The organism is Pseudomonas sp. NPDC090755, assembly GCF_044769005.1.
Taxonomy (GTDB): Bacteria; Pseudomonadota; Gammaproteobacteria; order Pseudomonadales; family Pseudomonadaceae; genus Aquipseudomonas.
Map to the genome: position 1 here is coordinate 100,871 of NZ_JBIVXC010000016.1, position 22,487 is coordinate 123,357.

General features: G+C 63.8%; 20 protein-coding genes and 1 riboswitch. Of the genes, 3 read left to right on the plus strand and 17 right to left on the minus strand.

Annotation, left to right across the window (positions count from 1 at the left end):
* Positions 1-5: 5 nt before the first annotated feature.
* The 3 genes from ACIQUS_RS20960 to ACIQUS_RS20970 form a co-directional block, all read right to left on the minus strand.
* On the minus strand, positions 6-1,127 hold the full coding sequence (locus ACIQUS_RS20960; protein ID WP_403050840.1) for an aromatic ring-hydroxylating dioxygenase subunit alpha: 1,122 nt from the start codon (positions 1,125-1,127) through the stop codon (positions 6-8).
* Between the two features lie 163 nt (positions 1,128-1,290).
* Positions 1,291-2,889, minus strand: a complete 1,599-nt coding sequence (locus ACIQUS_RS20965; protein ID WP_403050843.1) for a BCCT family transporter — start codon at positions 2,887-2,889, stop codon at positions 1,291-1,293.
* A 196-nt stretch (positions 2,890-3,085) separates the two neighbouring features.
* Complete coding sequence (locus tag ACIQUS_RS20970) at positions 3,086-4,177, minus strand: tartrate dehydrogenase (protein ID WP_403050846.1); 1,092 nt, start codon at positions 4,175-4,177, stop codon at positions 3,086-3,088.
* A gap of 98 nt (positions 4,178-4,275) precedes the next feature.
* On the opposite strand from ACIQUS_RS20970, the gene ACIQUS_RS20975 reads away from it, so the two are divergent.
* Complete coding sequence (locus tag ACIQUS_RS20975) at positions 4,276-5,193, plus strand: LysR substrate-binding domain-containing protein (RefSeq protein WP_403050849.1); 918 nt, start codon at positions 4,276-4,278, stop codon at positions 5,191-5,193.
* Positions 5,194-5,287: 94 nt separating this feature from the next.
* Here ACIQUS_RS20975 and ACIQUS_RS20980 read toward each other — a convergent pair whose 3' ends face one another.
* From ACIQUS_RS20980 to ACIQUS_RS21040, 13 genes are all read right to left on the minus strand, one after another.
* Complete coding sequence (locus ACIQUS_RS20980) at positions 5,288-7,429, minus strand: TonB-dependent receptor (RefSeq protein ID WP_403050852.1); 2,142 nt, start codon at positions 7,427-7,429, stop codon at positions 5,288-5,290.
* Positions 7,430-7,537: 108 nt separating this feature from the next.
* Positions 7,538-7,745: riboswitch (cobalamin riboswitch) on the minus strand.
* Positions 7,746-7,805: 60 nt separating this feature from the next.
* On the minus strand, positions 7,806-8,807 hold the full coding sequence (gene mvaD / locus ACIQUS_RS20985) for a diphosphomevalonate decarboxylase (protein ID WP_403050855.1): 1,002 nt from the start codon (positions 8,805-8,807) through the stop codon (positions 7,806-7,808).
* Complete coding sequence (locus ACIQUS_RS20990) at positions 8,804-9,712, minus strand: mevalonate kinase (RefSeq protein ID WP_403050858.1); 909 nt, start codon at positions 9,710-9,712, stop codon at positions 8,804-8,806. Before ACIQUS_RS20990 ends, mvaD begins: the two co-directional genes overlap by 4 nt.
* 160 nt (positions 9,713-9,872) lie before the next feature.
* Positions 9,873-11,105, minus strand: a complete 1,233-nt coding sequence (locus tag ACIQUS_RS20995) for a hydroxymethylglutaryl-CoA reductase (protein WP_403050860.1) — start codon at positions 11,103-11,105, stop codon at positions 9,873-9,875.
* A 126-nt stretch (positions 11,106-11,231) separates the two neighbouring features.
* Positions 11,232-11,798 carry a GNAT family N-acetyltransferase gene (locus ACIQUS_RS21000; RefSeq protein ID WP_403050863.1) on the minus strand — a complete coding sequence of 189 codons (567 nt, stop codon included), beginning with the start codon at positions 11,796-11,798 and terminating at the stop codon, positions 11,232-11,234.
* A 154-nt stretch (positions 11,799-11,952) separates the two neighbouring features.
* Entirely contained in the window at positions 11,953-12,297 is a 345-nt protein-coding gene (locus tag ACIQUS_RS21005; protein ID WP_403050866.1) for a carboxymuconolactone decarboxylase family protein, read from the minus strand.
* 244 nt (positions 12,298-12,541) lie between these two features.
* The gene (gene lpxO / locus ACIQUS_RS21010; RefSeq protein ID WP_403050868.1) at positions 12,542-13,441 is read right to left on the minus strand and encodes a lipid A hydroxylase LpxO; all 900 of its coding nucleotides are present in this window, start codon (positions 13,439-13,441) and stop codon (positions 12,542-12,544) included.
* A 192-nt stretch (positions 13,442-13,633) separates the two neighbouring features.
* Positions 13,634-14,536 carry a MurR/RpiR family transcriptional regulator gene (locus ACIQUS_RS21015; RefSeq protein ID WP_403050871.1) on the minus strand — a complete coding sequence of 301 codons (903 nt, stop codon included), beginning with the start codon at positions 14,534-14,536 and terminating at the stop codon, positions 13,634-13,636.
* 84 nt (positions 14,537-14,620) lie between these two features.
* Complete coding sequence (locus ACIQUS_RS21020) at positions 14,621-15,385, minus strand: ABC transporter ATP-binding protein (RefSeq protein WP_403050874.1); 765 nt, start codon at positions 15,383-15,385, stop codon at positions 14,621-14,623.
* Between the two features lie 19 nt (positions 15,386-15,404).
* A complete protein-coding gene (locus tag ACIQUS_RS21025; protein ID WP_403050877.1) occupies positions 15,405-16,517 on the minus strand; it encodes a succinylglutamate desuccinylase/aspartoacylase family protein in 1,113 nt (370 codons plus the stop codon).
* A 9-nt stretch (positions 16,518-16,526) separates the two neighbouring features.
* Complete coding sequence (locus ACIQUS_RS21030; protein ID WP_403050880.1) at positions 16,527-17,225, minus strand: ABC transporter permease; 699 nt, start codon at positions 17,223-17,225, stop codon at positions 16,527-16,529.
* 13 nt (positions 17,226-17,238) lie between these two features.
* On the minus strand, positions 17,239-17,928 hold the full coding sequence (locus ACIQUS_RS21035; protein ID WP_403050883.1) for an ABC transporter permease: 690 nt from the start codon (positions 17,926-17,928) through the stop codon (positions 17,239-17,241).
* Between the two features lie 24 nt (positions 17,929-17,952).
* Complete coding sequence (locus tag ACIQUS_RS21040) at positions 17,953-18,729, minus strand: ABC transporter substrate-binding protein (protein WP_403050886.1); 777 nt, start codon at positions 18,727-18,729, stop codon at positions 17,953-17,955.
* 152 nt (positions 18,730-18,881) lie between these two features.
* Here ACIQUS_RS21040 and thpR point away from each other — a divergent pair, with 152 nt between their 5' ends.
* Together thpR and ACIQUS_RS21050 are read left to right on the plus strand one after the other, a co-directional pair.
* Complete coding sequence (gene thpR, locus ACIQUS_RS21045; protein WP_403050889.1) at positions 18,882-19,430, plus strand: RNA 2',3'-cyclic phosphodiesterase; 549 nt, start codon at positions 18,882-18,884, stop codon at positions 19,428-19,430.
* 720 nt (positions 19,431-20,150) lie between these two features.
* Positions 20,151-21,044: a GNAT family N-acetyltransferase gene (locus ACIQUS_RS21050; protein WP_403050892.1), complete on the plus strand. Its 894-nt coding sequence runs from the start codon at positions 20,151-20,153 to the stop codon at positions 21,042-21,044.
* Positions 21,045-21,076: 32 nt separating this feature from the next.
* On the opposite strand, the gene ACIQUS_RS21055 is transcribed toward ACIQUS_RS21050, so the two are convergent.
* Entirely contained in the window at positions 21,077-22,279 is a 1,203-nt protein-coding gene (locus ACIQUS_RS21055; RefSeq protein WP_403050895.1) for an NAD(P)/FAD-dependent oxidoreductase, read from the minus strand.
* Positions 22,280-22,487 lie beyond the last annotated feature (208 nt).

The following is a 22,487-nucleotide window of genomic DNA, read 5'->3' on the forward strand; positions in this document are numbered from 1 at the left end:
GGTTATCAGTCGTCGAGGTGGGCGACGGCGATCAGGTTGTGGAAGTGGGCGATGCCGTGCTCGCTCATGCCGCTGCGTTGACGGTCGGCCATGATCCGGCCCTGGCCACGGTAGCCGCGGGACTTCAGACCCTTCTGCACGCTTTCGACCAGACGCAGGTCTTCCGGGCGGAACACTTCGCGGTACCAGTCGATCAACTTCTGCTGCTCTTCGGTGATGTCCTTGTTGAGGAAGTAGATGTCGTAGTGCTGCAGGGTGGTTTCGGCATCGACCGGGAACTCGTAGATCACGGTCATGAAGTTGCCTCCTGGCGGCACGTTGAACATGGTGCAAGGCCAGGCCCAGAAACCGGCGAAGGACGGGTCCTTGACGCTTTCATCGAATTTGAACGACTGCTCCGACGGCTTGGCCAGACCGTATTGCAGGGTCCAGTTGCCGTAGGTGCTGTGGCTGTACTGGCCGACGTCCACCGAGTCGGAGAAGCCCGGGTGGGCCGGGGCGCAGTGGTAGCACTCCAGGTAGTTGTCGACGATCGACTTCCAGTTGGCCGGGGTGTCGCTGACAAAACGCGCGGCCAGGTGCAGGTCGTCGATCACCGCGCAGGCTTCGCGCATGCGCTTTTGCAGGCCTGGCAGCTGGTCTTCGACGGAGCCGGCATCCCTGTCCATGTTGATGAAGATGAAGCCTGCGTACTCTTCGACGCGCAGTTGCACCAGCGAGGAGTTTTCCTTGTCGAAGTTCACCACGTTGTCGCAGTTACGGGCGTGGGCCAGGTCGCCATCGAGCTTGAAGGTCCAGGCGTGGTACGGGCAGGTGATGACGTTCTTGGCCTTGCCGCTGCCTTCGAGCAGCTGGTGGCCACGGTGCGGGCAGACGTTGTAGAAGGCGCGCAGCACGCTGTCGCGGCCACGCACGACGATGATGCTTTCGCCGATCACTTCACGGGTGATGTAGGCGTTGTTCTCGGCCACTTCACTGCGGTGGCCGACACAGATCCAGCTGCGGGCGAAGATGGCTTCCTTCTCGTGCTCGAACACCGAGGCCTGGGTGTAGAAGCTGGCCGGGATGGTGAACGCCTCGTCGGCGTTGGCGCAGAAGTCGGCGGGCAGGCGTTTGAAGTCATTCATGATCGGTTCTCTCACAAGCTCGGTTTTATTTGTTGGTTAACGCGTATCTATCAGTTAACAAATCAGGCAAAAAAATTTGGCCTTGCTGTAGGAGCGGGCTTGCCCCGCGATGAGGCCAGACTGGCCGGCTTCATCGCGGCACAAGGCCGCTCCTGCAGTCTTATCAGTGCACGGCGGCAGCGCTGCGTGGCACCTGGTGTTGCGGTTCTTCCCCGGCCAGTCGCGCCGCTTCTTCCTCGATCTTGTAGGCCGGCACCTGGCCGTAATCCTGCAGCATCCATTTGAAGAAGCCGTAGATCTTCACCAGCAGGATCACCATGAACGGAATGGCGGTCAGCACCACGGCGGTTTTCATGGTCGACAGCGAGGCCTTGGCGAACAGCATGGCCAGCGGCACCAGGGTCAGCACCACGCACCAGAACAGGCGGTGGGTCGGCGTCGGGTCGTCGCCTTCACTCAGATTGCGGGTGCTGGTGGCGGCGACGGCATAGGCCGCGGCATCCATGTGCGAGGCGCAGAAGATCGCCATGATGAACAGGTACACGCCAAGGAACACCTGACCCCATGGCAGGGCCAGCAGCAGGTGGGTCACCGCCGATTCGCCGCCTTGCTCGCTGAGCATCTTCGGCACATCGACCGCGCCGGTGATGAACTGGTGCATGCTGTAGCTTTCCAGGGCGCCGAAGAAGAACCAGCACCCGAAGCTGCCGCCCATCAGCAGGGCGAACACCACTTCCTTGATCTGGCGGCCACGCGACACGCGGGTCACGAACATGGCCACGCCCGGTGCGTAGGAAACCCACCACAGCCAGTAGAACACCGTCCAGTTGCGGGTGAAGGCACCGTCGCCGGCCGGGTCGGTGAACAGGCTCATGTGCACGTAGTTCTGGATCATCAGGCCAATGGAGTTGGCGGTGTTGTTGATGGTGAACTGGGTCGGACCGACCAGCAGTACCACGGCGGCAAACACCAGCGCGCCGATGCAGACCATCTTGCTCAGGCGCTGCAGGCCGCCATCGATGCCGATGTAGGAGCTGAGCGAGAACATGATCGCCACCGCGCCAATCACCATCAGTTGCACGGTGAAGGTGTCGGGTGTACCGGTCAGGTCATGCAGGCCGCGGGTCAGGGTCGAGGCGGTGAGGGCCAGGGAAACGGTCAGGGCGCCCATCATGGTCAGCAGGAAGATCAAGTCGACCGTACGGCCAACCGGGCCGGTGGCCTTGAAGCCGGTGACCGCTTCGACGATCGAAGCCAGGTTCAGGCCGCTCTTCTTGCGGACATGGAAGTGGTAGGCCATGGCCAGCGAAGCCAGGGCATAGATCGACCAGGCGCTGACGCCCCAGTGGAAGAACGAGTAGCCGACGCTGTACTCGAGCGCCTTGGGGGTGGCGGCGGCGATGTTCAGGCCCGGGGTCTGGTAGTAGTAGGCCCATTCCATCACGCCCCAGTAGAGGGTCGAGGAACCCATGCCGGCGCAGATGAACATGAACACCCAGGTGGCGGTGGCGTATTCGGGTTTGCCACTGCCCAGGCGGATGTTGCCGTATTTGCTCAATGCCAGGTACAGCACGGCCAGGGAGCTGCCGAACACCAGCACCTGGACGCTGGTGCCGAAGGTACGGGTGGACAGTTCGAACAACTGGTTGGCCGCGTTTTCGGCCTGGGCCGGGAACACTGCAAGGCCGATCACGGTGAGCAGCACGGCTATCAGGCTCACGGTGATCAGGAACACATCAATCTTTTTATTCTTGTGCGACATCATCGTCTCCTGGACGTTGGCGTACTTATCTATACCCGGCAGGCAAACCGGGGTGTTGCGGTACTGCTCCTTCCTTGGCTGTTAACTTTTAGTTAACGTGAATCTTTGGGTTAACAGATTTTGCATACAATCCAACCCGCTCGCAAGAGGGACGGGGCCGATTTGTCAGACAATTCTGATAATCGGCCCCGTGGCATCAACCTTCGATCAGGGCGGTGATCGCCTGGCCGACTTGCTGGGTGGACTGCTGGCCACCCATGTCGCGGGTGGTCTGCCCTGCGGCGATGACTTGCTCGATGGCCTTGAGGATGTCGTCGTGGGCGGCGCGGTAGCGTGGGTCGGCGCCGTCGTCGCCGAGGAAGTCGAGCATCAGCGCGCCGGACCAGATCATGGCGATCGGGTTGGCGATGTTCTTGCCGTAGATGTCCGGGGCCGAGCCGTGGACCGGTTCGAACAGCGACGGGAACTTGCGCTCCGGGTTGAGGTTGGCCGACGGCGCGATGCCGATGGTGCCGGCGCAGGCAGGGCCCAGGTCCGAGAGGATGTCGCCGAACAGGTTGGAGGCCACCACCACGTCGAAGCGGTCCGGCTGCAGCACGAAGCGGGCGCAGAGGATATCAATGTGCTGCTTGTCCCAGCTGATTTCCGGATAATTGGCAGCCATGGCGGCGGTGCGCTCGTCCCAGTAGGGCATGCTCACGGCCATGCCGTTGGACTTGGTCGCCGAGGTCACGTGCTTGCGCTCACGGGTCTGGGCCACGTCGAAGGCGTACTTGAGGATGCGGTCGACACCACGACGGGTGAATACCGACTCCTGCAGGACGAACTCGTTATCGGTGCCTTCGAACATGCGCCCGCCCAGGGACGAGTATTCGCCTTCGGTGTTCTCGCGGATCACCACGAAGTCGATGTCGCCCGGCTCGCGGCCGGCCAGCGGGCATGGCACGCCGGGGAACAGGCGTACCGGGCGGATGTTCACGTACTGGTCGAAGTCGCGGCGGAACTTGAGCAGCGAGCCCCACAGGGAGATGTGGTCCGGGACCTTGTCCGGCCAGCCGACCGCGCCGAAATACAGGGCGTCGAAGTCCTTGAGCTGCTCGAACCAGTCGTCGGGCATCATCTTGCCGTGGGCCAGGTAGTAGTCGCAGCTGGCCCACTCGAAGAATTCGAAGCTGATGTCCAGGCCATGTTTGCGCGCGGCGGCCTCGACCACGCGGATACCTTCGGGAAGCACTTCGTTGCCGATACCGTCTCCGGGGATGGCGGCGATTCTGAAAGTCTTGCTCATGGGGGCGCACTCGTTGTCTAGGGAACAGGTGCGGACCATGCTATAAGGGCTTGATTCAGAGATAATCTCGCCATTCATAGATTCTTAGTGCACGAACCGTGAATAATCTACCGAGCCTCGACGACCTCAATATCTTTATCCAGGTGGCCAAGCGCGCCAGCTTCGCTGCCGTGGCCGACGAGCTGGGCATGTCGGCGGCCTTTATCAGCAAGCGCATCCGCGTGCTCGAAGAAACCCTCGACGTGCGCCTGCTGCACCGCACCACCCGACGGGTGACGGTGAGCGAGGAGGGCGAGCGGGTCTATCAGTGGGCCCAGCAGATCTTCGATGCGGTGCAGCGCATGGGCGACGACATCAGCGCCCAGCACCGCGAGCCGGCCGGGCAGCTGCGCATCGCCAGCAGCCTGGGGCTGGGGCGGCGCTTCGTTGCCCCGGCGCTGTCGGAGCTGGCCGAGCGGTATCCGCGCCTGGATATTCGCCTGGACGTGCATGACCGGCTGGTGGACCTGATCGAGGAAGGGGTCGACCTCGATATCCGCGTGGGCAACATCATCGCCTCGAACCTGATCGCCAAGCCGCTGGCCCGCAACCGCCGGGTGCTGTGCGCCGCGCCGGCCTACCTGGCCCGGCGCGGCACGCCCAAGGTACTGGCGGACCTGGCCAGCCATGATTGCCTGGTGATCAAGGAGCGCGACCACCCCTTCGGCGTCTGGCAACTGGAAGGCCCGGCGGGGGAGGAAAGCGTGCGGGTCACCGGCAGCCTGTCGAGCAACCACGGCGAAGTGGCGCACCAGTGGTGCCTGGATGGGCGCGGGATCTTGCTGCGCTCGTGGTGGGATGTGCACGACAGCCTGGCAGACGGGCGCCTGGTCCAGGTGCTGGGCGACTATCACCAGCCGGCGGATATCTGGGCGGTGTACACCTCGCCGCTGGCGAGTTCGGCCAAGGTGCGGGTGGCGGTGGAGTTTTTCCGGCAGTACTTTGCCGAACGGTACAGTCTGCCGGATCTGGGCTGACCTCATCGCTGGCGATGCCAGCTCCCACAGAAACGCCGCCATCCTGTGGGAGCCGGCATCGCCGGCGATGACTGCAACGCAGCCCTCAATCACTTCAGAAGCTGTAATCCAGCGTCGCAAGATACGACCGCGGCTCGCCCATGATCCACTGCTCGCCACTGTGCGCCGTCGCTGCATATCGGCGATCCAGCAGGTTGTTCAACTGCAACCCCAACCGCACATCAGGTAGCACCTGCCAGCCCAGGTTGGCGTCGACCACGGTAAAGCCCGGCACTGTCTGGGTATTGGCCGTGTCGGCATAACGCTCATCGACATAACGCAGGCCCATGCCGGCCTCCAGGCCATGGCCCAGGCCCTTGTTCACCCACAGGTTGGCGGTGCGCCGTGGCACGTTGCTCGGCCGGTTGCCGGCGCGGGAGACCGACTCACCACCCACCGTCTGCTCGAAGTCGTCGTATCTGGCACGCACCACCGAGGCGTTGGCCGAGACCTGCCACTGGTTGGCCAGGGCCAGTTCCAGGGTCGCTTCCAGGCCGTCGGAGGTCTGTTGCCCGGCCTGCTCCTTCTGGTGGGTGACGGGGTTGTCGACCAGCAGTTTCTTCTTGACGATGTGATAGGCCGCCAGGGTCCATTCGCCACGACCCTCCCAGAACAGCTGCTTGAGGCCGAACTCGGTCTGCTTCGCTTCGGTCAGGTCGAAATTCTGCTGGGCGGGGCTGAGGGTGATCAGGTCGCTGACGCCGTCTTCGCTGGTGGAATACTGGCCGTACAACGACAGCTCGTCGGTGACCGCGAACACCAGCCCGGCGCGCCAGTTGCCGCCGCCGAGGCTGCGGTCGGTGCGGGAGTCATTGATCAGGTCGGTGCGGTCGATGTGGTTCTGATCGCGGCGGATGCCGGTCACCAGTGACCAGCGCTGCGACAGCTGTGTGCGGTTCTCGGCGAACAGGGCGAAGGTACGGGTGGTGCTGTGGGTTTGCGGGCGGGTCGGGTCCTGGCTGTGGAAGTCGCCAGGCGCCGGGTTCCACGGGTCGACGAAGTCGCCACCGATGTCGGTGTAGGGCGAGTTGCTGTCGATGCCAAAGCGGATGCGGTTGTACTCGGCACCCACCACGGTCTTGCTGGCAAGGCCGAACAGCGAGTGGTCGAAGGTGAAGCTCTGGCGGTCGCCGAGCTGTTCCTGGTGGTGCTTGATCTCAAGATAGCTGCCGCGTTCGAGCAGGCCCTGCCCAGGGTCCCAGGTGTAATCCTCGGCATTGCGCCAGTGGCGGCGGCTCTTGATGTAGTAGAGCTGGTTGCTGGCGCTGAGCGAATCGCTCAGGGTCCAGTCGCTGGTCAGGCGCGTCCACTCGTCGTGGTAGCGCTGCACGTCGTTGCGCACGTTGTAGTTCTTCTTGCGCACGCTGTCGCGGTAATGGCCGTCGATCAAGGGCGTGCCGAAGTAGTTCATCGGCTCGGCATCGCCGCGTTCGTGGGCCAGGGTGAAGCTCAACGTGTCGCTGGCATCGAAGCGCAGGGCGGCGCTCATGGCCAGGTTCTGCGAGTCGCCGCGGTCAACCCAGCCGTTGCCTTGCTGGCGGTCGAGGGTCAGCCGGTAGCTCAGTCGCTCGCTCAGCGAACCGCCGCTGTCCAGGCCCAGTTGCTGGCGATCGTAGCTGCCGTAGCCCAGGCGCAGGTGGTTGCTGATCTCGCCGGCGAAGGGCTTTTTCGGGATCACGTTGACCACCGCACCGGTGGCGCCTTCGCCGTAGAGCACCGAGGCCGGTCCCCGGATGATGTCGATGCGCTCGACCATCCACGGGTCCACCGGGAAGGTCTGGGTGCCGGCGCCGGTGTACATCCGCGAGCCGTCGAACAGGGTCATCACCGAGTCGTGTCCGGTAAAGCCGCGTGCCGACAGGGCGGTGTTGCCGTTGCCCGGCGTGGCGATCGAGGTAATGCCCGGCGAGCGGCTGACGGCGTCCTGCACGGTGAGGTTGTTGCGGCCTTCGATGACCTCGGCGCTGAGGCTGCTGGTACTGGCCGGGGTGTCCAGGGCGCTGAGGTTCAGGCGCGAGCCGGCCGGCAGGGGCGTGGCCAGGTTGATCGGCGAGGTGTCGCTGCTGCTGGTGATGGCCGTCGAGGGCAGGGCCAGGGGCGTCGGCTCGCTGTCTTGGGCGAAGGTCGGCAGGGACAATGCAAGGCAAGGCGCCAGGGCATTGGCTGCCAGGGTGTGAAGCTTGGAGTTACGGGACATGTCGTTCCACATTGAACAGGAAGAAATGAATCCCGGAGGGAACAACGCATGGAGGAATCGCGCGCGCACAGGCGAGCGCAAACCGGCCTGCGCCCGCCCACCGCGGGGTTGCCAAACGAAGCTTCAGGCCGGTCTCCGGGCTTGCGAGGGTCGTGAAGGCCTTCACCTTCCCATGCCGCGGCACAGTGGTGTTTCGAAGGCTTCGCTCGCTTACCGTTGCGGGGGCAGCGCCGGACTGATCACTTGATGTGACGCACCGGCTTCCCGTTTCACCCTGCGCACGGCGGCGCAGGACACCTGAAACTGGCGCGCATCTGACCACCGAATGTCTTTGCAGTCAACGACTTGGGAGAATGTTGCGGCGCAGGCCCAGGGGTCAGAAAAGCGCCTGGGTCAGTACCTGCGGGCCTTCGCCGATCCGATCCTGGATGATGTGTTGCACGCCATCGAGCTCCCTAATTGCCGCAAGGACCTCGGGATAATGCTCGGGCGTGCAGAGCACATGGGCGTTCGGGCCGGCATCGAAGGTCGTACAGGCATCGAGGCCGTCACGTCGAAGTTGTTGAACCCGGTAGAACACCGAGAGGGTTGCCGGTTGCCAATAGAACAGCGGCGGGACGGATGACATGGCGATCAGGTGAAGCTCGATGGCCTCGCACTCGACAATGTCGGCAACACGCGCAAAATCACGGGCCAGGATGGCGTGCTGGAGGTTTCTGAAGCGTTCCACCAGCAGTTGCTGGCGCCTCTGGTAGAAAGGGCTGCTCACGGCGCGCTGATGACCGATCCTCGAGCTGGTTGTTTTCGCTGAGCCGTCGACTACCGCAATGATGTCGTGCAGTGGCCAATGAGCGGCGGATGCCAGTTGCCGGGCCGCGCTCTGTGGATCGTCGGCATCACCGGGCCATGTGACGAAACCGCCGAGTACCGATCGGGCCGCGGATCCTGAGCCGGAAAGGCGCGCCAGCCCGCTGAGCCGGTCGGTTGACGGTAGCTGACCGGACAGCGAGGCAAACGCCAATGCCAACGCAGAGAACCCCGAAGCGGAGGAGGCGATCCCCGCGCTGGTTGGAAAGGTGTTGGTGGTCGCGATACGCAGCGGTTGCCAGAAATCACTGCACTGTCGAAGTCGTCGCACATGCTGCTCGATGCCCAGGCGCATGATTGGGTCAGCGGGTTCGAGTATGCCGTCTGCACCGCACCAGTAGATTTCGTCAGGGCTCGAATCGCCCAGGGTTTCCAGGGTGCAGAGGCTGACACAGCGGCTCAGGGTCATCGACAGCGACCTGTTGGCGGGCAGTGTGCGTTTGGCGTCGCTCATGCCCCAATACTTGATCAAGGCAATGTTGCTGGGAGAGGACACACTGATCTTGCTCATGGTCGTTGCACACAGAGGCCCTCGACCGCGAGGGGGGCCTCGATTGCGCTCAGGCCCTTGAGCAGCGGGGCGGCAGTGAGGGGGGCGAGCACCAGCAGCAGGCCTGCGCTCGATCCTGAAAGCGCACCGGCACCGGAGATCTTCGCCGCGCCACCGGTTTTTTCGATTTCCCTGATCAACGCCTGAACGGGGCCAGGCACGACGCCGAGGGCTTCAAGGGCACGTTGATAGTCACGAATGAGTGCACACAAACGAGCGCGATCAACGCGCGGAGCCTGCAGCAGCGCCATGAACGCCAGGGTGGTCTGGCGCATCGATTGAAGCAGGGGGTTGTGTTCGTCCTGCAGGGTTTTGCTCACGGCAGTCACTACAGCCCCGGTACTTTCGTTGGCGGTACCGGTGTTATAGAGCCGCAGCTCGTTCAACACGGCACCCGCGTCGCGAAGGGGACAGAGCTGCAAGTCATCGCCTGCTGCGGGCATGAAGCTCGCTACGCCGCCGTGGACAATGGTCCGATGGTCGACGCCGGATGGCAGGCCATGCTGGCGTTGCTCGATCTGGCGGGCCAGATGCTGCACCTGCGCGACTTCGGCTTGGCGTGTGAAGTGACTGATGATCGCTGCCGGTATGGAGACCGCCAAGGCGGCCGAGCTGCCCATGCCCGCGCCGATGGGAATCTGCGAGCGCACGCCGATCTTCATGCCCTGGTTGAATCCGTGCCCCAGGTGCAGCAGGGTTTCACCGACTGCGCATTTGACCAGATGGTCACCTGCCTGACCTCTCAAGGCGCGAAACGTATGCGCGTCAGGGCGGCACCGATAGGCCTGCCAGGCCTGGCGTGCCTGCAGGGCGTAATCCAGCACCGATTGGCGTGAATAGCACCGATGTATGCCCAGGTCCGGCAAGTACAGCTCGATCAACTGCGCCGTTTTCGGTTGTACCCCTACCTTGCAATAAAGGCCGAGCGTGGCAACGACAGCAGGGCTGTGATGCGCCACGGCGTGCTCGCCCATCAATATGATTTTCCCGGGCGCCACTGCGCTGATGCTGCCCTGGTTCATCGGGTCAACGCCCCAGGCGCTTGTGCGCCTGGGCCAGGTGGTGGGCGGCCTGGGCCGAGAGGATCGAGAGTTCTCCGGCCAGCACCAGGGCACCGAGAATTTCCGCCAGACGCAGGGTATCAACGCCGGGGGGACGGCTACCCGGCCGGACTCCCATCAGTGCCAGCGCTTCACGCTGCGTGGACAGCCCCGTGCCACCGCCGATCGTCGCCAGCGGTACATCGGGCAGCGAGACGGAAATGTACACGGCCCCCTGCTCACGGGGTTCGATACAGGTGATGCCCATGCCACCCTCGGCGGTATGGGCCAGGTCCTGGCCGGTGGCCAGAAAGAAGGCGGCAAGGATATTGGCGTGATGCGCATTGCAGCCGTAAGCCCCTGCCATGATGGAACCCAGCAAGGTTTTTCGGTATTGCACCTCGCACAGGGCGTCGGCCTGGGTCTTGAGGGTGTTGCGCAGGATGTCGGCACCAAGGCAGGCCTCGGCAAAAATACGTTTGCCGCGGCCACTGATGAAGTTGATGGCAGCAGGCTTTTTATCAACGCAATAGTTGCCTGAGATGCTAATGCACGCCACGCCGGTACCAGGCACGATCACCTGCGCGACCGCCTGGTCGCAGGCCAGTGTCGCCATGTTCATGCCCATGGCATCGCCGCTGCTGAATCTGAACCGCAGGTAAATGGTGGTGCCGACGACCGCCGGGGTGATGTCCAGCAGCGCCAGGAACCGGCTATTGGCTTCGCAACTGCGTTTGATGTCCTGGTAGTGCTCGCTGATCCAGGCCAGAAAGGCCTGGGTCTGCACGATCCCGCTGGTGCGAAAAACCGGTGCCCGCGTGATGCCGACCTCTTCGACCCGGACAATGGCGCCTGCGGCTTCGCGCAAGGCGCTGCACCCTCTGGCGACACTGGCGATCAGTGCACCTTCGGTGGTTGCCAGCGGCGCGTAGATCGTTTCCCCGGCGCCTACATGTTGACCATGGACGACCACCGGCCCGACCACACCGACAGGTACCTGGACGGCACCGACGAAATTCTCGCATTTGGCATTTTGCGGGTCGAACGTGTAGTCACCTGTAGCGTGCAGCGAGGTATTGGTCAGCTGTTGCAATGCCTCGCGGCGAATCTTGGCAACCTCGACAGTTGGCAGGTCCCTGGGCAACTGATGCAAGTGCAGTTCACCCTTCACCAGCGCGTTGACCAGTTCCTTTTTGTACGTTGCCGACGGTGCTTTCACGTCAATCGTCTCCATCGCTTGAAGGCATTGGATCTACGACGATGTTGGTACAGCTGGACGTGGCGCGCTACTGACAAAAATGACAGGGGGGAGCGGGCGCAGCCCGCGATAAGGTCGATGAAGCCCTCAACGCCCGCGCTTGCGCGACACCACCGCCTCGATGTTCTTGCGCCCGATCAGCTTGGGCTGTTGCGGTTCGGCAGGTTCGGCCAGCCACTTGTACATCACCAGGCAATCCACCAGCCCCAGGCGTGCATGGCGATAGGCACGCGGCAGGCGTCCGACGGTTTCGAAGCCGAGCTTGTGCCACAAGGCCACCGCCACTTCATTGCTCGCCACCACCGAGTTGAACTGCATGGCCAGAAAGCCCTGTTCCCGCGCAAGGCGCTGGGAGTGTTCGCACATCAGCCGTGCCACACCGCGGCCACGGGCGGCCTCGGTGACCATGTAGCCGCAGTTGCACACATGGCTGCCGGGGCCGGCGGCATTGGCCTTGAGGTAGTAGGAGCCGAGCAGCACACCGTCTTCTTCAGCCACCAGGGTATGCAGCGGCGCCTCCAGCCACAGCTGACGCGCCTGCTCCTGGCTCAGGGCCGGCTCGAAGGCATAGGTTTCCCGGGCACTGACAACGGCCTGGAAGGTGGGCCAGAAGTGCTCGAAGTCGGCAGGGGTCATGGGGCGGATGTGAATCATGGAAAGTCCTGGAAAGCGGTTCGCCCGCTAGCTTATGCGAAAACGCAAAGTGGCGGGTGGCGCACTACGCTGTGAGCAGGGATGCAGGGCCTGCCCAAGCCCCTGCCGACGCCCAGCCGGCAGTGGCTGGGCGTCGGCACCCGGTGTGCACCGCTTAGCTGTCGACCTTGCCTACGGCGTCCATGGCTCGCGCCGAATACACCAGCGCGGCACCTGCGTTCATGGCCACGGCCACGCCCAGGGCTTCGGCGATTTCTTCGCGGCTGGCGCCGTGCTTGACCGCTTCGGCCGAGTGTACGGCAATGCAGCCGTCGCAGCGGGTGGTGACGGCCACGGCCAGGGAGATCAGCTCGCGGGTCTTGGCGTCCAGGTGGTTGGTCTTGGCCCCGGCGCCGCTGGCGGTCATGTAGCCGTTGACCGTGTCGGGGGACAGTTGCTTGAGGTCGCCGATGCCGGCCATCAACTGCTTACGGTAGGCATCCCAGTCCATCATGCTCATCGTCTTCACCTCTTGTGTGGTTGGCAACTTGAACAGTGAAGCTAGTTTTTTTGCCGGCGGGGCGCCGTTGGTCGATGGGTGGGGAAGGCTAGTACTTTGGTGGGGGGATGATTGCGTTGTAGCCGCTGCCGCCAGGCTGCGATCGACTGCGTAGCAGTCGCATTCCAGGCACCTCGGTCGCCTGGTTTTACGACCGCTTTGCGGTCGATCGCAGCCTGGCGGCAGCGGCTACGACAATCGGGGCTCAGATGTAGATGAACAGCAGCACCAATGCCGCCACCACCGCCCATTTCTCCAGGTAGTACAGAGTGCGGTTGCGTTTCTTCAGGGCCTTGCCGTGTTCGCGGATCTTGTAGACGCGGGTGAACAGGCGGTTGATGCCACCGGTCTTGTCCCCGGCATCGTTCGGCGCGGCCGCCGCGGCCATGACGCGGCGGCTGAACCAGCGGTTGAACGCGGTGGCCCAGCGGTACTTGAGCGGGCGCTCGACGTCGCAGAACAGGATGATACGGTTGTGTTCGGTCTGGTTGCTGGCGTAGTGGATGTAGGTCTCGTCGAAGACCACGCCTTCGCCGTCGCGCCAGGCGTAGTTTTCGCCGTCCACGCAGATGTAGCAGGCGTCATCGTTCGGGGTGTCCAGGCCCAGGTGGTAGCGGTAGGAGCCGGCGTAGGGGTCGCGATGGCGAACCAGCTTGGAGCCCGGCGGCAGGGTGGCGAACATTGCCGCCTTGACCGTGCCGATGCCTTGCAGCAGTTCGGTGGTGCGCGGGCAGAGCTTCATGGCCGAAGGGTGGCTCTCGCCGTACCACTTGAGGTAGAAGCGCTTCCAGCCGCTCTTGAAGAAGGAGTTGAAGCCGACGTCGTCGTAGTTCTGCGAGCGCTTGATTTCGCCGACGTGCAGCAGTTGCTGGGCTTCGGCACGGATTTCCTGCCAGTTGTCCTGCAGCGGCTTGAGTTCGGGGAAGGACTCGACGGGCAGGTAGGGCCGGGCTGGCAGTTTGGAGAACAGGTAGAGGAATACGTTTACCGGCGCCAGGAAGCTGGAATGGTCACCCAGTTGGCGGGAGATTTTGTGCCTGACCTTGCCGCGAAAATGGACGTAGGCGATCGAGCAGGCAAACAGCAGAACGATGAAGATTTTCATGGGCGAATACTTGTCTATGTGGCGTTGCGCCATGGCATAAGCAAGCCAGCATAAACAATCATGACCGGGGTTTGTACAAAATGTTACCGGTTGGGACTCGACATTAGTCCCAGAAGCAAAGGTTTGCGCTGCCAGGATCGTGCTCGATGTCGGGGGGATTTGATTCGGCTACTGCATAGGCGTGGGTCATTCCTAGCGGGCCGATTTGCTGCCCGGCACATGCAGGTAGGACATCACGCTTTCGGTCAGCTCGGTCGCCAGTTTCACCGCTTCCTTGTTTCGCGCCATGGCCGCCGCCACCAGGCCCTCGATCAACGCCAGAACGGCGATGTTGGAGCTGGTCAGCACCGGATGATCGGCAGGGGCGAACAGCACATGGCGGGCGATGGGCGTCAATGGGGAGGCAGGCGAGTCGGTGATCGCCAGTACAGTCGCACCACGCTCGTGGGCAAAGCGCGACAGTTGCAGGGTGTCCTGGGAATAGCGCGGCAGGGAGATCGCCAGCAATACATCCTGGTCGGTGATCGCCGCCAGGCGGTAGGCGGCGTTTTCGTTGCCACCTTCCATGCTGATGGCACTGGCATCGGCGCAGAACGGCACCAGGGTCGAGGCCGCCAGGCCCGCCAGGTAGACGCTGTTGCCAAAGCCCAGCACATACACCTTGCGTGCCGCGATCAGGCAGCTGACAAAGGCTTCGAAGGTGTCGGCCGGGTTGATGCTGGCGGTGGTCGCCAGGTTGCTGCTGGCGCTCTGGATCTGTTCATGCAGGCCGAAGTCGCCATCGGGGCGCTGGGCCAGTTCGTTGCGCAGTTTGTCCACCGGCGAGACCATCTGCTGCAGGGTCGCCACCAGCTCGGCTTTCATGCCGCTGTAGCCGCCCAGGTCCAGGGCCTTGGCCAGGCGGTTGACCGCCGCCGGCGAGGTGGCGGTGGCCTGGGCCATTTCTTCGATGGTCAGGGTCGCGGCCTTGAGCGGGTGACGCAGGATGTAGTCGGCCACCTTGCGCAACGAGGGTTGCAGGTCGCCAAGCTGCTCCGACAGTTTGCGCATGACCGGCGAGGCGTAGACGGTGGTGTTCTTCGAATTGCTGGACATGCGCACAAAGCTCCCTCTCTGGATGGGCCCTAGTGTATCCGAAGCCACTCCCCGGCGTGCAGCCGGGGAGGCGGCGCCGGGGGCTTACTTGAGGCTGCCGGCGAGGAACTGGCGCAACCGCTCGGACTGCGGCCGGGCCAGGACTTCACGGGGGTGGCCGCGTTCCTCGGCAATACCCTGGTGGAGGAACAGCAACTGGTTGGACACCTCGCGGGCAAAGCCCATCTCGTGGGTTACCACCACCATGGTGCGGCCTTCGCCGGCCAGGTCCTGCATGACCTTGAGCACTTCGCCCACCAGCTCCGGGTCCAGTGCCGAGGTCGGCTCGTCGAAGAGCATCACCTCCGGCTCCATGGCCAGGGCCCGGGCGATGGCCACGCGCTGCTGTTCGCCGCCGGACATGTGTGCCGGGTAAGCGGCACGGCGATGGCCGACACCGACCTTGTCCAGGTAGTGCTCGGCCTTGTCGCGGGCTTCCTTGCGGTCCATGCCCAGCACATGCACTGGCGCTTCCATGACGTTGTCCAGAGTGCTCATGTGCGACCACAGGTTGAAATGCTGGAAGACCATGCTCAGGCGCGAGCGCATCCGTTGCAGTTGGCGCGGGTCGGCGGCCCTGAGCCCGCCACGGGGGCAGGTGCGCAGCTTGAGCTGTTCGCCGTTGACCAGGATCTGCCCGGCATTGGGTTGTTCGAGCAGGTTGATGCAGCGCAGGAAGGTGCTCTTGCCCGAGCCGCTGGAGCCGATGATGCTGATCACATCACCGGCGTTGGCGTGCAGCGAGACGCCCTTGAGCACCTGGTGGTCGCCGTAGCTTTTGTGCAGGTCCTGAATGTCGAGTTTGTTCATCGGTGGATACTCGTGGGTGTCAGTCGCTGAGCAAGCGACCCTGGCGAATGGGCGTGCTGCCGGCGACCTTGGCCAGCCATAGGCCGGGCTGGGCAAAACGCAGGCGTTCACGGGCGTAGAGGATGCCGTCGGTGGTGGCGCGGACCACGCTGTGGCGATCGCTGACCGGGTCGATGACCTCGAACAGCGGATCGCCGACCTGCACCTGTGCCCCCAGGGGCTGCAGGAAGCTGACCACGCCGGGGTGTTCGGCGTAGGCGTACTGGGCGCCGGCAAAGGGCGTGGCGGGGCAGCAGTGCGCTGGCGCAGCGGGCCAGTCGCCGCTGATCAGGCCCTGGTCGGCAAGGTAGCCGAGGATCTGTTCGGCGCTGGCCTGGCACAGTTCGCGCTCGGTGTCGGCCATGCCGCGCAACTCGATGGTGGTGGCGATGCAGGCCAGGGGAATCTCGGCGTCGGGGAAGCGTTCGGCCAGCTGAACCCAGGGCACCGCGCAGGCCTCGTCGAAGGCGTTGCCACCGGCGTCTTCGGCCAGCAGGGCGGCGCCGGCACGCAGGCGTGCCGCCAGTGAGCGCAGGCGCGGCCAGTTCTGCGGCAGGGCGTAGAGCAGCATGATCGACTCGAAGTCGCAGTGCAGGTCCAGCACCAGGTCGGCATCGCAGGCCTGGCGCAGCAGCAGTTGGCGCAAGCCGTCGAGCTCCGACCGGGCAGGCGGTAGCGCGTCGAGGCTGTCGAGCATGGCGCGGCGGATGGTTGCCACGTTGGCCTCGCCGTCATTGCCCAGGCGTCCCTCCAGGCGCTCGACCAGCGCCTCGGTCAGTGCCGGGAAATCGCGGTTGAAGTTCTTGCCACTGTTGAACTCGAAACGGCCCTGGTGGGTGGCCTGGAACATCTGGCCGATACCGATCGGGTTGGCCAGCGGCACCAGTTCGATCACGCCGCTCAGCCGTCCCTGGCTTTCCAGCTCAGCCAGGCGGCGGCGCAGTTCAACCGCCACGCGCATGCCCGGTAGTTCGTCGGCGTGCAACGAGGCCTGGATGTAAGCCTTGCGCGGGCCGCTGCCGAAGCGCAGCACGCTCAGGGTGCGGCGGGTGCCGCAGGCACTCCAGGGCAATACATGGTCAATCTGTTGCATGACAGCTCCTTAGTGCTTGCGCGGGGCCAGATAGGCCAGCCAGCGGCGCTCGGCCAGCTTGAACAGGCGCACCAGCATGAAGGTCAGGACCAGGTAGATCAGCCCTGCGGTAATGAATGCCTCGAAGGGCAGGTAGTAACGGGCATTGAAGGTTTTTGCCGCGCCGGTGATATCCACCAGGGTGACGATCGAGGCCAGGCTGGTGGTCTGCAGCATCATCAGCACCTCATTGCTGTATTGCGGCAGTGCCCGGCGCAGGGCCGACGGCAGGAGGATGCGCCGGTACAGGGTCAGGCGTGACATGCCCATGGCCCGGGCCGCCTCGATCTCGCCGCGGGGAGTGGCGCGCAGGCTGCCGGCCAGCAACTCGGCGCTGTAGGCGCTGGTGTTGATGGCAAAGGCCAGGCAGGTGCAGAAGGTCGCGCTGGACAGGTACGGCCACAGCACACTCTCACGCACCGCCTCGAACTGGGCCAGGCCGTAGTAGATCAGGAACAGCTGCACCAGCATCGGCGTGCCACGGATCACGTAGGTGTACAGCCAGGCCGGGTAGCGCAGCAGGCACGCCCGCGAAACCCGCATCAGTGCCAGCGGAACTGCCAGTGCCAGGCCGCAGGCCAGGGAAATCAGCAGCACTTTCAGGGTCAGCAGGATGCCGTCCAGGTACAACGGCAGGTTCTGCCAGATCAGGGAATAGTCGAGCATCATCGCAAGGTTCCTTTCACAGGTCGGCGGTTTTGCAACCGACCGAGTAGCGTTTTTCCACGCCCCGAAGGAGCAGCAGCGACAGGCTGGTCATCAGCAGGTACAGCGCAGCCACGGCGAGGAAAAAGGTGAAGGGCTGATGGGTCGCATCGGCGGCGTTCTTGGCCTTGAACATCATGTCCTGCAGGCCGATCACCGAAATCAGTGCGGTGGATTTGGTCAGCACCAGCCAGTTGTTGGTGAAGCCGGGAATCGCCAGGCGCACCATCTGCGGCACGCTGATCCGCCAGAACACCTGCAACCCGCTCATGCCATAGGCCGCGCCCGCTTCGGCCTGGCCCCGGGGGATGGCCATGAAGGCGCCGCGAAAGGTCTCCGAGAGGTAGGCGCCGAAGATGAAGCCCATGGTGCAGACCCCGGCGATGAAGGGGTTGATGTCGATGTACTGCTCGTACCCCAACGCCAGTGCCAGGCGGTTGACCAGGTCCTGTCCGCCGTAGAACACCAGCAGGATCAGCACCAGGTCGGGGATGCCGCGCACCACCGTGGCGTAGATCTCGCCCAGGGTCGCCAGCCATTTCACCGGCGACAACCGGCAGGCCGCACCGACCAGGCCCAGGCTGATCGCCAGGGCCATGGCCAGCAGGGCCAGGTTGAGGGTCAGCCAGGCGCCATCGAGAATGCTCGATCCGTAGCCGTGAAGCATGATGAAAGTCCTCGCCAGCCGGTTTTACTGGCCGTAGATATCGAACGGAAAGTACTTGGCCTGCACCTGTTGGTAGGTGCCGTTGGCGCGGATCGCGGCGATGGCGGCGTTGAGCCTGGCAAGGTTGGCGCTGTCGCCCTTGCGCACGGCGATGCCGGCGCCGCGGCCGAAGTACTGCGGGTCGTTGATGTCGGGGCCGACCAGGGCGAATCCCTGGCCTGCAGGCGTCTTGATGAAGCTTTCCTCGGTATTGACGATGTCGGCGAGGGTGGCGTCCAGGCGACCGGAGGCAAGGTCGAGGAAGGCTTCGTTCTGCGAGGCGTAGCGCACCACCTCGACCCCTGCTTGCTGCAGTTGCTCGGTGGCGAAGCGGTCATAGGTGGAGGCGCGCTGCACGCCGAGTTTCTTGCCCTTGAGGTCCACGGCCGGGTCGCTGATCCGGCTGCCGGCCTTCATCGCGAACTTGCCGGGGGTGTGGTAGTACTTGTCGCTGAAGTCCACCGATTTCAGGCGATCGGCTGTGATCGACATCGATGACAGCACCGCGTCGATCTTGCGCACTTTGAGCGACGGAATCATGCCGTCGAATTCCTGGATGACCCACTGGCACTTGACCTGCATCTGCGCGCACAGGGCGTTGCCGATGTCGTAGTCAAAGCCTGCGAGCTCGCCTTGCGGGGTACGGTAGGAGAAGGGCGGGTAGGCCGCCTCGATGCCGATGCGCAGGCTGCCCTGGTCGGCCTGGGCGAATGCACTGACGGCACAGAGGGCCAGTGCGCCTAGAAGTCCGGTCTTGTTCATATTCTTGACTCCGGTGGGTGGGGTGCGCATAGAAATGACATGATTTATTTCAGAAATCAAATCTATGAAAATAAAAATATCAAACAGCTGACTGACGGTGTCCTGGCCGAGGCGTTAGACTGGGCCATCGAAGCTCGAGAGGGGAGCAGGGCATGGAGCAGGGCATTCGTGAAACCGGGGCGCCATTCAAGCGGTTGTTCTTCGCCCTCGACTGCGCGCCGGCGCAGCGCCGCGCGATCGCCCAATGGCGTCGGGACCTGGGTTCTGACATCGGGCGGCCGGTGCCCTCGGCGAATTTCCACCTGACCCTGATGTTCGTAGGCTCCGTGGACACGGTGCAGTTACCGTCCATCCTCGCCGCCGCTGACGGGGTCAAGGTGCCGGGTGAGGCCGTGACGCTGGTGCTCGATCGCCTGGAGGTGTGGCGCTCGGCCAAGGCCCTGGTGCTGGCGCCGAGCCAGACGCCGCTTGCTTTGCGCCAACTGGTCTACGCCCTGCAGCAGGCGCTGTTGCCCCTGGGGTTCGTCGAGGCGCGCGACTACCGTGCGCACCTGACGCTGGCCCGTGATTACCGCGGTGCGGTGCCAGAGATGGCGACCGACGCGGATTTCATCCTGAAGGCGCGGCAGTTCACCCTGTTCGAATCGCGCAAGGGCCAGTACTGGCCGCTGGCGCATTGGCCGTTGCTGGATCCCACATAGGTAGCCGCTGCCGAGGAACGAGGCTGCGATCGACTGCGCAGCAGTCGCAACCCGGTCACCTGGTTGTACCAGACAGACTGAAGGCGCCAGGTTTTACGGTCGCTTCGCGACCGATCGCAGCCTGGCGGCAGCGGCTACACCATCAGGCAATAAAGACAGTTGCGCCTGCAAGGCCAGGCGGTGGCGTCAAAGCCGGGGGGGAACTCTCCGCCGCTCCTACAGGGGTAGCCGCTGCCGAGGAACGAGGCTGCGATCGACTGCGCAGCAGTCGCAACCCGGTCACCCCCGGAGTACCTGACAGACTGAAGTCGCCAGGTTTTACGGTCGCTTCGCGACCGATCGCAGCCTGGCGGCAGCGGCTACACCGTCAGGCATTCAAGACAGTTGCGCCTGCAAGGCCAGGCGGTGGCGTCAAAGCCGGGGGGTAACTCTCCGCCGCTCCTACAGGGGTAGCCGCTGCCGAGGAACGAGGCTGCGATCGACTGCGTAGCAGTCGCAACCCGGTCACCCCGGTGTACCTGACAGACTGAAGGCGCCAGGTTTTACGGTCGCTTCGCGACCGATCGCAGCCTGGCGGCAGCGGCTACACCGTCAGGCAATGAAGACAGTTGCTATTACGGCGGATACGTGGGGGCTTTACAATTTTCCTACAGCTTGGTGATGGACGTGCCCGGGGCAGGGCACTAGCGTAGCGCTGGACCACGGACAAGGGAGTGAACGATGGCGCTGAGGCTGGATGAGCAACGGTTGAGTGTGCTTGAGCACTTCAAGGACGACGAGCGCGCTCGCGCACAGTTCAACGCACTGACCGAGCAGACTTTCGACTTCAACTTCGAGCAGTGGTACCGGGACGGTTACTGGGGGGATGCGTACCAGCCCTGTGCGCTGGTGCATGAGGGCCAGATCGTTGCCAATGTCTCGGTCAACCACATGCACTTCGACATCGATGGAAGATCACTTCGCGCCATCCAGATCGGCACGGCGATGGTCGACCCGGCGTTTCGGGGCAGGGGGCTGGCGCGCTTCCTGCTGGAGCGGGTGTTGCACAGGTGGCAGGGACAGTGCGAACTGATCTACCTGTTCGCCAACGATTCGGTGTTGGATTTCTACCCCAGGTTCGGTTTTCAACGGGTGCAGGAGCATGAGCACGTCGCCGAGCTGTTGCCCTCGCCGCAGCCATGCTCCTTCCACAAGGTCGACATGGGCGATCCGCTCGAGCGCCAGCGTTTGGTTCATGCCATCGACAGCGGTGCGCCGACGGCCAGCCCGGCCATGCTGCACAACCCACAGCTCTTGATGTTTTATTGCACGGCCTCGTTCAAGGACAGCGTCTACTACTCGCCCCGGCATGACGCCTATGCGATCGTCGAGTTTGAAGACGGGGTGATGACCTTGTACGGGGTGATTGGCAAGTCAGCACCGCACCTGCATGTGCTGATGGCCGAGCTGGGCACTGCCGATACACGGCGGGTGGTGTTGGGCTTCACGCCGCAGGATACCAGGGGCTTCAAGGCACGCCGGCTGGAAACCGACGAGACCCTGTTCATCCATGGCCAGGGTGCGGTGTGTGCCGATGAGGTGAAGTGGAGGTTTCCCGTGCTCTCACATGCGTGAAGGGCCGCATCGGCGGCCCTTCGGGTTGTGCATCAGGCGATCGGGATCAGTGGGTCGGCGGCAGCCAGTGCGGTGGCGCGGTCGGCCGCCGGCGGGTAGATCCAGGTGGTGTTGATCTGGGTCTTGAGGTCCTTGGCCTCCTTGCGCAGCAGCTTGACCTGGCGGTCCCAACCTTCAGTGAACACCGCCCCCCAGGCGCCCAGGTCCAGGCAGGTGACGTACTTGGGCTGGCTGTAGGCCGTGGGCTCGACACCGAGCAGGTCGGCGGCGACGTTGTTGCCGCTGTAGCGACCCAGGACGATGGCGTGCTGGCAGGACATGACCGCGTGGTTGCCCAGGTCGTCGGTGGCGGCGTAGGCCACGTCACCGGCGGCGTAGACATGCTCCTGGCCCTTGACCTTGAGGTTGCGGTCCACGTGCAGGCGGCCTTGAGCGTCACGCTCGGCAGGCACTTGCGCGGTCAGCGAGCTGGCACGCACGCCCACGGTCCAGATCACGGTGCTGGCTTCGATGCGCTCGCCGTCGGCCAGGGTCACGCCGCCAGCATCCACGCCGGCCACCGAGGCATTGACCTTCCATTCCACCCCCAGGGCTTCACAGGCCTCGATGATTGTCGGGCTGATGCCTTCACCCAGGGCTGCACCGATCTTGGCACCACGGTCGACGATGATCACCCGTACCTTGGCGTCGTCGCCGAGGATGGCGCGCAGGCGGCCGGGCATTTCGGTGGCGGTCTCGATCCCGGTGAAGCCGCCGCCGGCGACCACCACGGTGTTGCGTGCCGCCGACTCAGGCTGGCTGGCCAGCGACTTGAGGTGCTGCTCCAGACGCGCCGCCGATTCGATCTGGTCGACGTCGAAGGCATGCTCGTCGATGCCGTCGATGGCAGGGCGGAACACACCGCTGCCGGCGGCCATTACCAGGCGGTCGTAGCTGATGTCGGTGCGCAGGCCTTGGGCATCGGTGTAGCTGACGCGCTTGCCGGCCACGTCGATCTGCTCGGCGGCGCCCTGGATGAAGTTCACGCCTACGGCGTTGAACAGGTCGCCCAGGGGCGCTTTCATCTGGTGGACATCCGGTTCGTAGAAACGCGGACGAATGCGCAGTTCGGCTTGCGGCGCGAGAACGCTGATGGCGACATCGTTGCGGCCATGTTGATCCAGCAGGCGGGCGGCGCTCAATGCGCTCCAGACACCACCAAAACCTGCGCCGACAATCAGAATGTGCTGTTTCATTTTGCTGCTCCACATGAGTGAGATCGTTGTGGGGTGAATCTCATCACCGCCGAACAACTACGACTGTATTGATCGTAGTTTGTTGGCGCAAGTGTTTTTTTCTGCCGATCGCCGGGGCGATCCGGTTAACCTTGCCCGGTAACCGCTCTGTTTCCGGGTTTTCTCGCAGGAAATGACCTTTTGCGGACTGCTGGAAGCCGATGTACGG

Bases quoted from the DNA above. Each gene is read 5' to 3' on its own strand.
- ACIQUS_RS20960 (WP_403050840.1), bottom strand. From the start codon at position 1,127: ATGAATGACTTCAAACGCCTGCCCGCCGACTTCTGCGCCAACGCCGAC.
- ACIQUS_RS20965 (WP_403050843.1), bottom strand. From the start codon at position 2,889: ATGTCGCACAAGAATAAAAAGATTGATGTGTTCCTGATCACCGTGAGC.
- ACIQUS_RS20970 (WP_403050846.1), bottom strand. From the start codon at position 4,177: ATGAGCAAGACTTTCAGAATCGCCGCCATCCCCGGAGACGGTATCGGC.
- ACIQUS_RS20980 (WP_403050852.1), bottom strand. From the start codon at position 7,429: ATGTCCCGTAACTCCAAGCTTCACACCCTGGCAGCCAATGCCCTGGCG.
- mvaD (WP_403050855.1), bottom strand. From the start codon at position 8,807: ATGAGCAAGATCAGTGTGTCCTCTCCCAGCAACATTGCCTTGATCAAG.
- ACIQUS_RS21000 (WP_403050863.1), bottom strand. From the start codon at position 11,798: ATGATTCACATCCGCCCCATGACCCCTGCCGACTTCGAGCACTTCTGG.
- ACIQUS_RS21005 (WP_403050866.1), bottom strand. From the start codon at position 12,297: ATGAGCATGATGGACTGGGATGCCTACCGTAAGCAGTTGATGGCCGGC.
- lpxO (WP_403050868.1), bottom strand. From the start codon at position 13,441: ATGAAAATCTTCATCGTTCTGCTGTTTGCCTGCTCGATCGCCTACGTC.
- ACIQUS_RS21015 (WP_403050871.1), bottom strand. From the start codon at position 14,536: ATGTCCAGCAATTCGAAGAACACCACCGTCTACGCCTCGCCGGTCATG.
- ACIQUS_RS21020 (WP_403050874.1), bottom strand. From the start codon at position 15,385: ATGAACAAACTCGACATTCAGGACCTGCACAAAAGCTACGGCGACCAC.
- ACIQUS_RS21025 (WP_403050877.1), bottom strand. From the start codon at position 16,517: ATGCAACAGATTGACCATGTATTGCCCTGGAGTGCCTGCGGCACCCGC.
- ACIQUS_RS21030 (WP_403050880.1), bottom strand. From the start codon at position 17,225: ATGATGCTCGACTATTCCCTGATCTGGCAGAACCTGCCGTTGTACCTG.
- ACIQUS_RS21035 (WP_403050883.1), bottom strand. From the start codon at position 17,928: ATGCTTCACGGCTACGGATCGAGCATTCTCGATGGCGCCTGGCTGACC.
- ACIQUS_RS21040 (WP_403050886.1), bottom strand. From the start codon at position 18,729: ATGAACAAGACCGGACTTCTAGGCGCACTGGCCCTCTGTGCCGTCAGT.
- thpR (WP_403050889.1), top strand. From the start codon at position 18,882: ATGGAGCAGGGCATTCGTGAAACCGGGGCGCCATTCAAGCGGTTGTTC.
- ACIQUS_RS21050 (WP_403050892.1), top strand. From the start codon at position 20,151: ATGGCGCTGAGGCTGGATGAGCAACGGTTGAGTGTGCTTGAGCACTTC.
- ACIQUS_RS21055 (WP_403050895.1), bottom strand. From the start codon at position 22,279: ATGAAACAGCACATTCTGATTGTCGGCGCAGGTTTTGGTGGTGTCTGG.